Raw genomic sequence first — 13,176 nt, 5'->3', positions numbered from 1 at the left:
TCACTAGTTAGAAAGTCACGTTTAGATTGACGCCAAAACTCCGGACTGGCGGCAAAGCGCCCCCCTCAAAGCCAATCTGGTTGCTGATTGAGTTGGTGATGTTGGCTGGGTCGACATTCGGGGCGCTGCTGTTGATCAGCCAGAGATTGCGGCCCGTCAGGGTAAGACGTAACGCCTGTATTTTGATTTTTTGTGTCCAGGTTTCCGGTATATTCCAGCCCAGCCGAACTTCGCGCAGATAGATGAAGCTGCCATCGTATAAGTTGGCGCTGCTGATCCGGTTACCGCCATCGGCGTTGAAATGCGTACGAGCCGTGACCACTACGTCATTCGGTGTGCCATCCGCTTTCACGCCGGGATTGATCAGCCCATTTTCACGGATACCGTTTTCGGCGGTTTCCAGCAGCATGCCAGATTTATTACCGTACAGATTAGTATACGAAAAGAAATCACCGCCTTTCTGAAAGTCGATCAGGGCAGACAGATAAAGTGCCTGGTAGCTAAACGTATTGGAAAAGCCACCGATGAAATCCGGGTTGGCATCTCCAATGACCACCGGAGCAGGCGTTACGTTGTAGGTGCCGTTGGCGCCAACGGTCTTATTTCCCCTGGTGTCGTAAACGAAGTCGGTACCCAACATGGTGCCTAGCGACATTCCTTTCTGAGCGACCATAGATACTTTATTGGTGCGACGTTCCGTACCAATAATAAATCGATCAATGCCCTGGATGTTGTCCGTGTTCAGATCAAGTACCGTGTTTTTGTTTTTTGAAAAATTCAGGGCCGTCCGCCAACTGAAATTTCGCGTGGTGATGGGCGCCACCGCGAGCGACACTTCAATACCCTTGTTCTGGACGGTTCCACCGTTGACAATCTTCGTGGAGAAACCACTTTCGGCGGGTACCTGTACATCCCATATCTGATTTTTGGTCCGGCGGTCGTAATACGTGAAATTTAGCCCAAGCAGTTCATTGAAAAATTTGAAGTCAAAGCCACCCTCTATTTCAGATGAGAGCTCGGGTTTCAGTTTGCTGTTGAAGAGCTTATCCGATGTGCTTTGCAGCGGGTACGTACTAAACGGCGCTACGTAGTCATAGTACCGGGAAACGTTGTACGGAACGGCGTCATTCCCGACCTGCGCGAACGACAAACGTGCTTTGCCCAGCGTGAGCCAGCTGCTTTTGGGCAGTATATCGGTGAAAATAAACGAACCCGCAACCGACGGATAGAAATAAGAGAAGTTGCCGGTCTGCTGTAGTGTTGAGGCCCAGTCATTCCGGCCGGTGGCCGTCAGATACAAAAACCGCTTATAGCCTAACGTAGCAGACGCAAAGAGGGAATTGGTCTGCCGGTTGCCATAATCGTTCGACACGGTTGCGGGTGTTACCGAATTTTGCAGCACATACACCAGCGGGTTCTGAAGCCCGCCATTCGTCGTTCCGGCGTCTACCGTCGATTGTATACTCAGAATATTCCCCCCCAATACGCCTTCCAGACTGATTTTGGAGTCCATCAAAGTTTTATTGATGTTCAGCGTAGCCTGGTAATTGGTTTCGCTATTGACAAGCGCCCGCTTAGCGTACGAACCGACAAAAAATCCTTTTGCACTTCTGACCTCATCCAGGTGATTTAAATAATCCGAAAAGACGCGTACATCGGCCGAAAGCCAGTCGGTAATTTTGTACGTTAACCCAGCATTGCCGAAGTAGCGGTTATTTTGATCGGTATTGAAACTTTCATATTGGTTCCAGTATGGATTCTGCGTGAAGGCTGGTTTCTGGATATTCCAGGCAGTCCGGTTCCACGACTGCTCGGTACCGTCCGCGTATTTATACTCTTTTAAGTATGCATCGTCAATCTGCCGTTGCCCGAACATGACGTAAAATAGCATCGGATTGTTACCAAAGAAGCCCGTACCGGGGCGACCTTTGGAATCGTCGTGAATGTAATTAATGCCCCCGCTGAAGGTAAATTTGTCGGTAAATTTATACGTCGTGTTCAGACTCATAAAAAATCGGCCGAGCTGGCTGCCAGGATAAATGAAGCGCTGATTAGTCTGACCCAGCGAAAACCGGATAGAGCCTTGATCGGTACTGCTGGCGACCGACAGATTATTGGAAAAGGTAAAACCGGTTTTAAAGAAATCCTTCGCGTTGTCGGGGTGGGCGCTCCAGGGAGCAGTTTTTCCGAAATTAGGATTGTTCCGGTCCTGATCCCACGACCAGTAATGCCGAACCAGCGTTCCATCCAGTTTAGGGCCCCAGGATTCGTCCGTGCCGTAGTCCGGTATCAGGTCGTATTTCCCTTTCCCGTCATTATCGTCGTATGTGCCTCCGCCGGGCAAAAAACCAGTGGGGTTCTGGTTGACGTATAATTTTGTAAATGTGGAACTACCGCCCCCACCGTACAAATTCTGAAACTTGGGTAAGTACGAAACCTGATCGATCTGCATGTTGAGATCGTAATTCACCGAAATTTTTCCGGACCCTTTTCCCGATTTGGTCGTAATATAAATAACGCCATTCTGACCACGGCTACCGTACAGCGCGGTGGCTGCGGCACCTTTCAGCACCGAGATGTTTTCAACATCATTTGGATTAATCAACTGGGCCGGATTACCGTAATCATAGCCACCGCCACCCGTACCCTGTCCACCTGTAGTACCGTAAGAGTTTAGGTTCATATTGGCCATCGGTACGCCATCTACGATGAATAGGGCATTGTTGTTGCCAGAAATGGACTTTAAGCCGCGAATCGTGACCCGCGCCGAACCTCCCATAGACCCGCTATTGCCGCCAATCTGCACCCCCGCTAATTTACCCTGTAGTGAATTAATGAAATTAACTTCCCGGGCTTCCTGAATCGCTTTCCCATCGATTTGCTGAACAGCGTAGCCTACATTACGGGTGTTACGTTGTACACCTAAAGCAGTAACGACAACTTCCCCCAAACTCTTGACATCCGACAACAGCTTGATGGTTAATTTGGTCATGGCGGGCGACACATCAACCTCCTGGGTTTTAAAGCCGATTGATGACACAATCAAGGTTCGACTGCCAGACGGGATGGCAATGGTGAAACTACCATCCGCTGCGGAATTGGTACCGATGTTTTTCCCTTTTACCAAAATATTGGCTCCAGGCACCGCAACATCCGTTTCATCAACCACTTTTCCAGATACGTCCAAGCTCTGAGCCTGAACTTCGATTATCCCTATTGATAATCCGATACTTATCAGAAAACAACGAAGTAGACTTTTCAGCATGGTTTAGGATTATATGATTAAAGGTTTGATTGGTAATTTTACATAAAAAAACACATAATGTATACGGCTTCGCCTGTTATTAAGGAAAGCAATTGAGTTTAAGCATTCCCGTGTCAAGATATGGCCTATTCTTGGGCTAGTAAGCTCACATACCGTCGCAGGAAGCCCTCAATTATAAAATTATAAATCGTCCAGGTAAACTTCGGATTACAAATGGATTGAGGTCCTAAATAGGACCACCTCATTAACTACAACTTGCAAAATTGAACGTCTCTCGGCATATTGCAGTTGTAGTAATGAAAAAAGGCACTGTTTCCTATGGCATTGACAATACTTCCTCCACAGGCAGCTATCTATACCCCTTATACGGTCATTGATAAATCCAGACAAGGCATGCTGCGGGCAGAAGCGGATCGAGTGGCTCAGTTAGTGGGATTGACCGATCTGGAACTGGCCCGCATCCTGAATATGTCGGTACGCAACCTACACCGGCTCAAAGCTGACGATAAACTGGCCAGAGATGCTTCCGAACGGTTGCTGTTACTAACCAATCTGCTACAACATGGGCTGGATGTCTTCGATGAGGATGCCCAGACACTGGCCGAATGGCTTCGTTCTCCCATTCGGGAACTCAATACCCAATCCCCTTTGTCGCTTCTAGACACAACGACCGGGTTTGGCCTGGTGGATGATGTGCTGGGGCGCATCGAACATGGTATTGTCGGCTAGTGATCCTCTCCCCTGCATGTTAACTGTTTACCGAACCGTTAAAGCCAACTACGTCCAGCAACCATTGGCCACCGAAGGAGCTCGGCTGTTTGGTGGCCGGTGGAATCCAAAGGGCTACCCTTTACTCTACACGACCTCTTCTCCTGCCCTGGCCTTAGTCGAATCGTTAGTACACCAACCTCGGGTCAAGTACGATAGGTTACCCAAGCTCTTTCTGTTTACCTTAGAGATACCCGATGACTCGGTAACCACTTGGTCGCAAGAGTCCTTACCGGCTTACTGGAATGAGGAGAGTTATGAACGAACCCAATGGATTTTAGGGAATTGGCTGAATGAGCCCACCACGCTAGTGGCGGCTGTACCCTCGGTGGTTGTGCCAATGTCATACAACTACTTGCTACATCCTGCTCATTTAGCTTTTGGCCAAATCCGGGTTGTCCACCAGGAGCCTTTTCCCATTGAACGTCGACTCTGGCAGCAGGACAATTCATAATTCGTTCAATAAGCAAACCTGTACGTAGTCAAATAAAAGTGAACTTTGAAATGAAACTTATATTGAGCCATTTGTACAAATCATTTCTTTTGAGATCGTTCACAAAAAGGCCACTTTTCATCAATAACTGAACTACTCATATCAAGCAGTGTCTTAGCCTGATATAGGTTGTCAGATTTTCACCAAAAATTGACAACCATGCAAGACCACATTCGCGACCTGTTGAGTCGCTTTCAGTACAGCGAACAACTCCGAGAGACCGCCGTTTTTCGTATCCTCTTTGGCGGAGAAGAGGTCAGCCAGGTGATGGATGATTTAGGCATTCACAGTGGCCATACTCTACGCAGCTGGGTCCAACTCTATCGCCAGAAGATGAAGACTGGCCTACTAACTTTACCCGCCATGAAGCAAGCACAAAAGCGCGACATGGCCGCCTTAAAACAGCGAAATGAGGAGTTAGAACAGACTCTACAGCAAGCCAATTTACTGATCCTGGCACTCAACACCATGATTGAGACCGCTGAAAAAGAATTAAATGTGCCGATCAGAAAAAAGTCTGGCACCAAACGGTCTTAAACCTTCGTGAGAACGAAATCGCAAAGGCAAGCGTCGGAAGCCTTTGCCGACTGTTTGGTGTGAGCCGACAAGCTTTTCACGCTAGAAAACAACGTGCCCAGCGATCGGTGAGCCATGCGATGTTAGTACTGGACCTGGTGACGGCGCTCAGACGAGATGTGCCTGGCTTGGGAACCCGGAAATTACATCTTCTGCTGGCAGAACCCTTAGCCAAAAGTGGCATCAAGTTAGGCCGTGACAAGTTGCACAAAATCTTATATAATCATGCTATGGTTATCCGTCAGGGCCGACAGACGCCACAAACAACGGATTCCAATCACCGTCTACAACGATATCCTAACCTACTTATTGATAGGGTTATAAATGCTCCCAGACAGGTTTGGGTTAGTGATATAACTTACTTGTATATTGGGTTGGGATTTGGCTATCTATCGTTAATAACGGATGCTTATTCAAAGCTGATTGTGGGTTACTGTCTTCATCCATTCTTGACGGCGGAAGGTAGTCTAAAGGCCCCAGATATGGCTCTATCAACCCATTTGGAAAGGGAAGAAGAATTGATCCATCATTCCGATCGAGGCAGCCAATATTGTAGTTTTGACTACGTTCACAAGTTGAAAGGGGCGAACATTTTGATCAGTTTGACTCAGCAAGGCGACCCTTATGAAAACGCAATCGCTGAACGGGTGAATGGAATCCTAAAGACAGATTTCCGCTTGAATCGAGTGTTCGTTGCTTTCGAAGAGGCTGAGAAGGCGGTCCATAAAAGTATCATTTATATTGCCTGCTCTTGCAAACGGAATACCACTTTCATCCAGTTCAGAATTTGTAGCTCTATAGCCGTCGCCAATAGCCAACAAGCCGCTATTTATTAACTCACTAGTTTTGTATCGCTTCCACTCATCATTCATACCCCAACCCTTTTAAATAAACTTCAATCTGTTTTTCTAACTCAGCACTTTGGCGGAATTGCTCGCCTAATTTGGCGGTGAGTTCAGCCATTTTCTGGGCAAACGGAATGCCGTCATCTTCGGCTTCGGTTGCGCCAACGTAGCGGCCCGGCGTCAGTACGTAGTCATGCTTCTGGATGTCAGTCAACGTAGCACTATAGCAGAAGCCCGCTACATCAGTGTAATCTTTCCCGGCTTGCCAATTGTGGAACGTATCGGCAACTTGTCGGATGTCGACAGTAGTGAAGTCACGTAGCACACGGTCTTTCATATAGCCCAGCTTGCGGGCGTCGATAAATAGCATCTCGCCCGTTCTGCTACGTTTGCTGGGTCCCCAGTCGACACTACGTTCCTTCTTGTTTTTCGTCAGTAGCCAGATACAGGCCGGTATCTGCGTATTGGTAAACAACTGCCCCGGTAGAGCCACCATGCACTCCACCAGATCGGCCTCAATAAAGGCTTTCCGTATTTCGCCCTCGTTGTTGGCGCTGCTGCTCATGGAGCCGTTGGCCAGCATCAGAGCCATGCTTCCTCTATCGTTGAGGTGATACAGCATGTGTTGAATCCAGCCGAAGTTGGCATTGGAGGCTGGGGGCGTACCGTACTTCCAGCGCGGATCGCCATCGAGTTTGGCGCTCCACCACTCGCGGATGTTAAACGGCGGATTGGCCATTACGTAGTCGGCCCGCAGGTCGGGATGCTGGTCATCGGTAAACGAGTCCGCGTTACGTTTCCCAAAGTCAAACTCAATTCCCCGAATCGCCATGTTCATTGCCGCCAGTCGCCAGGTCGTCGGGTTGTATTCCTGCCCATAAACCGATACGTCGCCTATCTTGCCGCCATGTTCTTCGATAAATCGCTCTCTCTGTACAAAGAAGCCGCCGGAGCCCATTGCTGGGTCATAGATACGTCCCCGATATGGTTCAAGCATCTCCACGATGGTCGACACAATCGATTTGGGCGTAAAGTACTGCCCTCCTTTTTTGCCCTCCGCCACAGCAAACTCACCCAGAAAATATTCGTAAACATGACCCAAAATGTCTTTAGCCCGCATGTTCAGGGGTTCACCTTTATAGACCGGATTATGAAAACTGGTGTCGGAAAACGAATTAATGAGGCCAATAAGTGTATTGTCTCCTACCTGACAAGCACTGATACGGTTCAATACACCTTTCAGCTTTACGTCCTCAGTTTCGACCGTATCCAACGCATTATCGACCAGCCAACTCACGGAACGCATTTTCTCTGGCTCTCCGTTTGCTTTATTCCAGGGCATCTCAGTCCCGGCAGGCAACACGGCCCGAAAATACGGTCTTATACTTGTCCGGCGCACCCAACGACCGCAGGGGGTGATGGCGACGCAGGAGCCTTTACACCCCTGCCCGGTTGGGCTGTCGGCCTGACCTCGCGACCTGTCACCCGACAGCCGCCCACGCCGAGCGAAAAACTATGGCACTGCCTGTAAGCCGCTTGCTTGGCCGAAATGCTGGACCGCCGAACGGTTTACTTTGCGTTCGGCGTGCCATAACTCATAGTTCTTTTGCAAGTTCACCCAGAACTGAGCCGTGTTGCCAAATGCCTCCGACAATTTCACGGCTAACTCTGGGCTGATGCCAGCCCGCTCGTTGACAATAGCCGACAGATTGGCACGAGCAACGCCCAAGCCTTTGGCGACTTCGGTCACGGTCAAGTGCCGCTCTTTAATGTAGTCTTCCCGCAGAATCTCGCCGGGATGAACTGGGGGTAAGTTGCGTGTCATAGTCAATGATAATCTACATAGTCAACATCGTACACATCACCGGCTTCAAAACGAAAGATAATCCGGTAGTTAGGCGTAACGGTGACGGCCCAAAATTCGGTTAAGTCTCCAGTCAGTTTGTGAATGCCGGACCCCATCTGCTGAATATCGCTGATGGATGTTACCGCATCTAACTGGTCGAAGAGCCGGTTGATTTTCCGCAGATACTGAGCGGGTAGCTTGGAGCCGTTGCCTGCTTCATAATATTGCTGAAGTCCTTTGTGTTTGAAGTTGACAATCATGTTCGCTCTGTAGCGTGTAATATTACGCATTACAAAGCATAAATAAAATAATGTGCATTTGAGTAGGCGTTTGTCCTGTCAACCAAGACCCGGAAATGGAAGCCCAAAGCTGCCCTGTCGGGACGTGCGGCTTGTCGCAAGGGATCTGACTTACAAGCACTTGATGAACGTCCACCCAACGCCCCCGAGGGCTGATGGATGAGAAAACAACCTAAGACAACAACCGGAGCGTCCAACCTTTACACACTCGCAATGTTGGGCTGCCTGCTTCCTTACCGGCGAGCATCCTGTCGCAGGAAAGCGGCCAATGTGAGACTAAAAGACGTGTATTTCCTTAAGCTGCAAGTATAAACCGTCCCAACACTTTACTAAATCAAACGTCACCGATAAATCGCTCCAATCGTGATTTAAGGGTAAATGATAACCTAATTCTGCTAACTGCTCACGACCAACTACAAAGTTGGTAACCTCACCCTCGTACCAAAACATATAAAACTCGTCGCCATTTCCTGTGGCTTGCTCTGGTGGAGTCACTTTATATTTCGTTTCGCCTTCTTCATATTCACTGCCATAACCATTTATAATAGACTCCATAAGTTCAGGAGTCCACTCGTAATAGTCATAATGAAGAACAGAGTCATAAGCTTCCTGATATTTTCTCTCTGCCAGTAAGCCAACCCAACTTATGATAAATGCATAAAAATCTTGTTCTGTGGCGGTAAAAGGGAACTTGGCAAACATTGACTCCTGGTTATTTCAAATTTTAGTCAATTACAAACTGTCAACCGCAAGCTGCCTTGTAAGCTAAAGCTTGCTAATCGGGGCGTTTCTGGGGTCGACCGGAGCCGACTAATGAGCCCAAAGTTAGCCTGTCACTACGTTTCTCGTGTCGACGGGAGCCGCCCAACGAGCCCCAAAACGGCCCCCTTGTTGACCGGGAACTGGAAATGCACTCCCAGCTTTTTCCGCTCCACCCAACGCCCCCAAGGGTTGATGGTGAAGGATGCTACATGCCTGAACACACGTAGTGTCAACCTTTATACCCTTGCTATGTTGAGCTGCTACGTTCCACCAGGGACGTGCCCCCTGTCGCCCGGCAGGGTGACAGCGCTGAGTATGGCCCAACATACGGTAGTTTAAACTCCTTAGCCAACAGTTAGACATTCTCAATAGCAATTAACTCCTTCCTGATAACTCGGTATCGCTTTTGAGGAGCATGGCCGCCTAGTTCTAAATAGTAGAAAAAGACGGTTCCGCAGGTTTTACACTTGAAGACTTCGCATCCATAGTACGGATACTTGTCTATTTGTATGGGTACGTCGGCTCCCCAATACTGTAAATCGTACTGGTTTATTGACGGTTCTATTTCAATTTGCCCCATCTTTTCCAGTTTATTCACCAGCTCGGCGGTTTCATTATTCCACTCCCAGAAGTCTTTATGTTCATTACAATTGCTGTTAGTTTCCGCTAAAGTCAGAAGGTGACATAGACTGTTTTGGTCAAATTGTTCCATAAAAACCGCGCCTGAGTTGTCAACTGAATGCTGGCACATGAATGATAACGTAGCCTCACCGGGCGTTTCCTGTGTCGAATGCTACGTCGAAAACCGACTTTTTACCGGCTCGACCGGGGCATTTCTCGTGTCGGCGCTACGTGCCAGATACGCTTTTTTGGCTTCCTAAATGGGGCGTTTCTCGTGTTCACAGGTGCCGCCTAACGAGCCCCAAAATGGCCGCTGAGACAGCCCACCTGTCGCACGGAAGTCGGACGTTGAAGCTACAGCTTTTTCCGTTCCACCCAACACCCACAGGGGTTGATGGTGAACGAGTCAGTTCATTTCACTACGGCACTCCCACCTTTACACCCTTGTTTGGTTGGGCTGCCCGGCTTCCTTTGGGACGAGCGTCCTGTCACCCGGCAGCTACCCTGCGCGAAGCGAATCATTAACGCACCAAACCGCTTTTCAGACTAGCGCGAAGCCGTTCGCTACATATCGAAACCCTTTTTTTGTCAGCTTGCCCAACTAGGGCGTTTCTCGTGTCGCAAGCAACCCAAAAAAGCAGCCCAACTCAGGCGTTTCTGGTGTCAACCGAAGCCGACAAACGAGCCAGATAGCCTGCCTTTGGGACGCGCTCACTGTCGCACGCGAGCCGCCTATTACGTTATTGGCTGTTGTGTACACCCAACACCCACAGGGGCTGATGGATGATGACAATACATGCCTGAACACAAACCATTTGAACCTTTACACCCCTGTTTGGTTGGGCTGCCAACTTTACGATGGGACGTGCTCCCTGTCACACAAAACGACCCCGAACTACTTTGGTAATTCAATATTTACTAGTTCACGCTTGACGAAGTAGCCAACTGCTAAGCTGGCAGCCAAATCTCCCAGCGTCAAGCGATTAAAATTCTGCTTTATTTTCTGCTTTGTAGTTTCCTTTCTCTCAGGTAGAAAAGGGTAGATCAACAGGAAAGGAATTGCCAGAGCAAATATGAGATTGCCAACTAACTTTTGCACAAAATTTCCTTCCAACTCAGGTGGGCAAACATAGCCATAAGCCGTGTCGGGCAATTGTAGACCAAACTTCTTTTGAAACTCGTCCAAAAAGAGATAACCGTCTAACTCCCACAACGATAAATCTTCAGTGAGGGAAACTCTTAAGTCGAGTTTCTCATCATACGCATACGGCTTGGCGCAGTCTAAGACTTGTATTGTTGCACTTTTGAGTATAAAATAGCTAACGACCATATTTTTCATTTTTGACTTTATATAACCGGGCGTTTCTCGTGTCGGACGCTACGTCGAAAACATACTTTTTTGCTTGCCAACCTGAGCACTTCTGGTGTCGGTGTTACGTGCCAGATACGCTTTTTTTTGATTCTCTAACCGGGGCGATTCTCTTGTCAACCGGAAGCTGACCAACTGACCCAAAGCTGGACTGTCGAGCCGTGACCTTTGTCGCACACGACTCGACTACTACGTTGTTTTTGAGTGCGTTACGTTGTTCTGCTGTTGTGTTCACCCAACGACCACTAAGAGTAACAGAAACATCGCTATCAGAAAATCGATGGCTCCGGTGGGTGCTCCTTCTGTCAGAAGTATCATTCTAATGTTTCTTAACTTTAAATTGATATAATTAACTGAAGTTACGCAGGCAGTATGTTTGCCAGCAGATTGTTTTGCTGCATAAGCCTCAGTTCCGCCAAAGCAGCCTGAATCGCTTTGATGTAAAGTCGACCTTTGAGGGCAAACTGATTGGTGGATTCAGCCAGCTTTAGCCGCTCTAATTTGACAAAGGCACAAACTGAGGCCAACAGATGTGTGCTTTGAGCGGGAATGCTACGAGCCGGTGAACTTTGCAGAGATGTATTGTTTTTCAATGATTTATGATACTCCTCGATGCCCCACCGCTTTTGATAGGTTGTCAGGATTTGTTGATAGCTCATCGTGATGTCGGTGGTTAACAGCAATAATTCGCCCACTGAACCATCCTTGTTAGGAAGAACCGGTCCGCCGGTGCGGTCTTTACAGATCAGTACGGGCAGAGCCACCGACCGAATGTAAACTTCACGTGGGACGCCTACGGCCAGAGAAACACTACTGATCGACACGAAGCGGCCATTCGCGCGGTCTTGTTTGGAAAGAGCCACTTCCAAATTCGTTTTGAAAGCGCCTAACCAGTGTTTTTTGATGGATAAGACAGCATTGATATTCTCGGCATTGGTGTACCAACTGTCAGCCACTACGTAGCGGAAGGGGATAGCATTTTGATGAGCTTGATGAAGCAGGTCACGAAAGGCTTCGTTCTTGGTTTGGGGCGCTTTCCAGACCTGCTTTTTATCCTTGAGTTGACATTGCCAGTACTTGATGACGATATGTGGTCCTACTGGTAGGAGTATATCATCGACTCGGTAGAGCAAGCTTAAAAAATTGATGGCTTTGGTGTACTCGTTGTTAGTATGGTCAAAGTAGGTACTCACCAAGCCTGTTTCTTGACTGTGGGGTTTGTGGAGCAGTGAGTCGTCAACGAGTAACAATCCTTGGTCGGTTTGGTGTTTGCGCACCAGTGGCTTGACGGTTTTCCAAAGTGTTGGTCCGATTTGATGGGATTGGCTCAAAAAGCGAGTCACATCGTCATGGCTGATTTGGTCATCCAGCAAGCGAGCCATATTAGTGGCTGATGTTTGGCCAAATGAGCTGAGCAAGTAGTCGGTGTAGAGATCCAGGTTGGTTTGCATGACCAAGATAATTTGTCCAATTAACCCACTTGCGTAACTTCAGTTATAAGTATGGAAACAGATTTTTATGAATGGGTCGACGCAGTGAAGGAGGAATTAAGGTATCAGGGTTACTAGGCAGCATTAAGCCCTACCGATCTGGACTGGCTGGCTGATGTGTGGGATAACGACTACATGAACCCGTACGAAGCGGCACGATTCTTCATACACGAAAAAGAATTTGAAGAATAGTTCTAATAGACCTGTATTATATACAGCTGGGGGAATTCCCTTTGTCTCATAAAGGAGCAATTAGTGAGACGAGAATCCTCTCGCAGAAACCCTGACCCGTCCGGAAAAGTGTTGACCGTTTGTTGGTAGTCCGTTTTTTTATTGACCAGTAATTTAAACCCTATTTTCATTATTTACTACAGTCACCTCCTGAGTTTGAGGATAGTAGTTCTTCCATCTTCACTTTAATTTTCCTTCCCCTTGATGAGCTTGATCAGGGACCAGCATGTCACAGCTGAGGTGTGGCCGTTTATAGTTGTAGAGAAAAACGGCTTGCTCAAGCACGAGCTCGGCCTGGGCTAACGAGTACACCGATCGGTGAGCTAGATACTCATTCTTGATAATCCCGTTCACTCGTTCAGCGATGGCATTCTCTAGTGGATCACCCGTTTCGGTCATACTGATCTGAACATGATAAGCGTCTAATAACCCAATATAGAGGGCGCTACCATACTGAATACCTCGGTCGGAATGGTGAATTAACTCCCTGGCCGTTCGCCGATTATTGATGCGTGAATTAATCCGTAAAGAAGACGACCTCCTTCTGATGGAAGAAGACCTGAACTAGTTTTCGATTCGTCTCCAATAAACTAACCTGCTCCAAGACGGCC

17 protein-coding genes are annotated in these 13,176 nt (G+C 48.1%); 6 read left to right on the top strand and 11 right to left on the bottom strand.

What is annotated here, in order from left to right:
• Positions 1-7: 7 nt before the first annotated feature.
• Complete coding sequence (locus tag IC229_RS32925; protein WP_190892898.1) at positions 8-3,265, bottom strand: SusC/RagA family TonB-linked outer membrane protein; 3,258 nt, start codon at positions 3,263-3,265, stop codon at positions 8-10.
• Between the two features lie 318 nt (positions 3,266-3,583).
• Between IC229_RS32925 and parS the strand changes: the two genes are divergently transcribed.
• From parS to IC229_RS32905, 4 genes are all read left to right on the top strand, one after another.
• Positions 3,584-3,994, top strand: coding sequence for a type II RES/Xre toxin-antitoxin system antitoxin (gene parS / locus IC229_RS32920; RefSeq protein ID WP_190892892.1), 411 nt, complete (start codon positions 3,584-3,586; stop codon positions 3,992-3,994).
• 16 nt (positions 3,995-4,010) lie between these two features.
• On the top strand, positions 4,011-4,487 hold the full coding sequence (locus IC229_RS32915) for an RES family NAD+ phosphorylase (protein ID WP_190892890.1): 477 nt from the start codon (positions 4,011-4,013) through the stop codon (positions 4,485-4,487).
• Positions 4,488-4,685: 198 nt separating this feature from the next.
• Positions 4,686-5,063, top strand: a complete 378-nt coding sequence (locus tag IC229_RS32910) for a transposase (RefSeq protein ID WP_190892888.1) — start codon at positions 4,686-4,688, stop codon at positions 5,061-5,063.
• A complete protein-coding gene (locus IC229_RS32905; RefSeq protein WP_190892921.1) occupies positions 5,018-5,938 on the top strand; it encodes an IS3 family transposase in 921 nt (306 codons plus the stop codon). Before IC229_RS32910 ends, IC229_RS32905 begins: the two co-directional genes overlap by 46 nt.
• Positions 5,939-5,966: 28 nt before the next feature.
• Here the strand turns inward: IC229_RS32905 and IC229_RS32900 are convergent, their stop codons facing one another.
• The 6 genes from IC229_RS32900 to IC229_RS32875 all read right to left on the bottom strand — a co-directional run bounded on the left by IC229_RS32900 (position 5,967) and on the right by IC229_RS32875 (position 9,566).
• Positions 5,967-7,289: an SAM-dependent methyltransferase gene (locus IC229_RS32900; protein WP_190892886.1), complete on the bottom strand. Its 1,323-nt coding sequence runs from the start codon at positions 7,287-7,289 to the stop codon at positions 5,967-5,969.
• Positions 7,290-7,460: 171 nt separating this feature from the next.
• Positions 7,461-7,772 (bottom strand): HigA family addiction module antitoxin, encoded by a 312-nt coding sequence (locus IC229_RS32895; protein ID WP_190892885.1) that lies wholly within the window; start codon positions 7,770-7,772, stop codon positions 7,461-7,463.
• A gap of 2 nt (positions 7,773-7,774) precedes the next feature.
• Positions 7,775-8,053 carry a type II toxin-antitoxin system RelE/ParE family toxin gene (locus IC229_RS32890; RefSeq protein WP_190892883.1) on the bottom strand — a complete coding sequence of 93 codons (279 nt, stop codon included), beginning with the start codon at positions 8,051-8,053 and terminating at the stop codon, positions 7,775-7,777.
• 315 nt (positions 8,054-8,368) lie between these two features.
• Positions 8,369-8,794: a hypothetical protein gene (locus IC229_RS32885; RefSeq protein WP_190892874.1), complete on the bottom strand. Its 426-nt coding sequence runs from the start codon at positions 8,792-8,794 to the stop codon at positions 8,369-8,371.
• Positions 8,795-8,917: 123 nt separating this feature from the next.
• Positions 8,918-9,181 carry a hypothetical protein gene (locus tag IC229_RS32880; protein ID WP_190892872.1) on the bottom strand — a complete coding sequence of 88 codons (264 nt, stop codon included), beginning with the start codon at positions 9,179-9,181 and terminating at the stop codon, positions 8,918-8,920.
• Between the two features lie 28 nt (positions 9,182-9,209).
• Entirely contained in the window at positions 9,210-9,566 is a 357-nt protein-coding gene (locus IC229_RS32875; RefSeq protein ID WP_190892870.1) for a hypothetical protein, read from the bottom strand.
• Positions 9,567-9,644: 78 nt separating this feature from the next.
• Here IC229_RS32875 and IC229_RS35855 point away from each other — a divergent pair, with 78 nt between their 5' ends.
• Together IC229_RS35855 and IC229_RS32870 are read left to right on the top strand one after the other, a co-directional pair.
• Positions 9,645-9,770: a hypothetical protein gene (locus IC229_RS35855; RefSeq protein ID WP_262893424.1), complete on the top strand. Its 126-nt coding sequence runs from the start codon at positions 9,645-9,647 to the stop codon at positions 9,768-9,770.
• Positions 9,771-9,781: 11 nt separating this feature from the next.
• Positions 9,782-10,000 (top strand): hypothetical protein, encoded by a 219-nt coding sequence (locus tag IC229_RS32870; protein ID WP_190892869.1) that lies wholly within the window; start codon positions 9,782-9,784, stop codon positions 9,998-10,000.
• A gap of 370 nt (positions 10,001-10,370) precedes the next feature.
• Here IC229_RS32870 and IC229_RS32865 read toward each other — a convergent pair whose 3' ends face one another.
• The 4 genes from IC229_RS32865 to IC229_RS36240 all read right to left on the bottom strand — a co-directional run bounded on the left by IC229_RS32865 (position 10,371) and on the right by IC229_RS36240 (position 12,970).
• On the bottom strand, positions 10,371-10,814 hold the full coding sequence (locus IC229_RS32865; protein ID WP_190892867.1) for a hypothetical protein: 444 nt from the start codon (positions 10,812-10,814) through the stop codon (positions 10,371-10,373).
• 39 nt (positions 10,815-10,853) lie between these two features.
• The gene (locus IC229_RS32860) at positions 10,854-11,021 is read right to left on the bottom strand and encodes a hypothetical protein (RefSeq protein WP_190892865.1); all 168 of its coding nucleotides are present in this window, start codon (positions 11,019-11,021) and stop codon (positions 10,854-10,856) included.
• Between the two features lie 182 nt (positions 11,022-11,203).
• The gene (locus IC229_RS32855) at positions 11,204-12,295 is read right to left on the bottom strand and encodes an IS701 family transposase (RefSeq protein WP_190892863.1); all 1,092 of its coding nucleotides are present in this window, start codon (positions 12,293-12,295) and stop codon (positions 11,204-11,206) included.
• A 450-nt stretch (positions 12,296-12,745) separates the two neighbouring features.
• Positions 12,746-12,970, bottom strand: coding sequence for an integrase core domain-containing protein (locus IC229_RS36240; RefSeq protein ID WP_394355995.1), 225 nt, complete (start codon positions 12,968-12,970; stop codon positions 12,746-12,748).
• Positions 12,971-13,176 lie beyond the last annotated feature (206 nt).

Source organism: Spirosoma profusum (genome assembly GCF_014699005.1).
GTDB classification, from domain to species: Bacteria; Bacteroidota; Bacteroidia; order Cytophagales; family Spirosomataceae; genus Spirosoma; species Spirosoma profusum.
This window is presented reverse-complemented; position numbering and strand designations above follow the sequence as displayed.

Bases quoted from the DNA above. Each gene is read 5' to 3' on its own strand.
- IC229_RS32925 (WP_190892898.1), bottom strand. From the start codon at position 3,265: ATGCTGAAAAGTCTACTTCGTTGTTTTCTGATAAGTATCGGATTATCA.
- parS (WP_190892892.1), top strand. From the start codon at position 3,584: ATGGCATTGACAATACTTCCTCCACAGGCAGCTATCTATACCCCTTAT.
- IC229_RS32915 (WP_190892890.1), top strand. From the start codon at position 4,011: ATGTTAACTGTTTACCGAACCGTTAAAGCCAACTACGTCCAGCAACCA.
- IC229_RS32910 (WP_190892888.1), top strand. From the start codon at position 4,686: ATGCAAGACCACATTCGCGACCTGTTGAGTCGCTTTCAGTACAGCGAA.
- IC229_RS32900 (WP_190892886.1), bottom strand. From the start codon at position 7,289: ATGCCCTGGAATAAAGCAAACGGAGAGCCAGAGAAAATGCGTTCCGTG.
- IC229_RS32895 (WP_190892885.1), bottom strand. From the start codon at position 7,772: ATGACACGCAACTTACCCCCAGTTCATCCCGGCGAGATTCTGCGGGAA.
- IC229_RS32890 (WP_190892883.1), bottom strand. From the start codon at position 8,053: ATGATTGTCAACTTCAAACACAAAGGACTTCAGCAATATTATGAAGCA.
- IC229_RS32885 (WP_190892874.1), bottom strand. From the start codon at position 8,794: ATGTTTGCCAAGTTCCCTTTTACCGCCACAGAACAAGATTTTTATGCA.
- IC229_RS32880 (WP_190892872.1), bottom strand. From the start codon at position 9,181: ATGTTGGGCCATACTCAGCGCTGTCACCCTGCCGGGCGACAGGGGGCA.
- IC229_RS32875 (WP_190892870.1), bottom strand. From the start codon at position 9,566: ATGGAACAATTTGACCAAAACAGTCTATGTCACCTTCTGACTTTAGCG.
- IC229_RS35855 (WP_262893424.1), top strand. From the start codon at position 9,645: ATGCTACGTCGAAAACCGACTTTTTACCGGCTCGACCGGGGCATTTCT.
- IC229_RS32870 (WP_190892869.1), top strand. From the start codon at position 9,782: ATGGCCGCTGAGACAGCCCACCTGTCGCACGGAAGTCGGACGTTGAAG.
- IC229_RS32865 (WP_190892867.1), bottom strand. From the start codon at position 10,814: ATGAAAAATATGGTCGTTAGCTATTTTATACTCAAAAGTGCAACAATA.
- IC229_RS32855 (WP_190892863.1), bottom strand. From the start codon at position 12,295: ATGCAAACCAACCTGGATCTCTACACCGACTACTTGCTCAGCTCATTT.